We start from the raw sequence: 452 nt of genomic DNA on the forward strand, positions 1-452 counted from the left end.
CGGTTGCCATAGCTAACGACCCCCAATTTGCGTAGCTTCGTCAAATCACCTTCGGTGGTGTCCCCTTGGTGGGATTCGATGGCCTCAGCGAGACACATCATCACGGCAGTCGCGAGCGTCTGGTCTCGTATCGCGACATGAGCTAGAGGGCGTAGCTTTTGACCGGCGTCCGATGAATTCTGAGATGGAGCATCGCCATTTTCGATTGGCACCCAGTCCCCAAACGATGGTTCGGAACCGAAATCGTCCAAGTTGACGTCGAGAAGGTCGGGAACGGCTCGTAGGTCTGGCGCCGCCTATAACTCCCATCGCGCGTTCTTCGGGGCAGGCACGAGCAACAACTCAGCGGTCGAAAACTCCGGCTGCGCGACTTCGTCTGCCCATTGATTGAGGCGCTCCTCGAGGTCGACAGTCGAACAATCGAGCTCGAGAACATCGGCGTACCAATTGTG

1 protein-coding gene is annotated in these 452 nt (G+C 57.3%); it reads right to left on the minus strand.

Features of this window, described 5'->3' with window-relative positions:
• Positions 1–251 (minus strand): hypothetical protein (locus tag J5M67_RS28530; protein WP_207888689.1); only part of this gene is annotated, 251 nt, incomplete at its 3' end.
• Positions 252–452 lie beyond the last annotated feature (201 nt).

Origin of the sequence: Pseudomonas sp. 30_B (genome assembly GCF_017491605.1) — a bacterium.
Taxonomy (GTDB): domain Bacteria; phylum Pseudomonadota; class Gammaproteobacteria; order Pseudomonadales; family Pseudomonadaceae; genus Pseudomonas.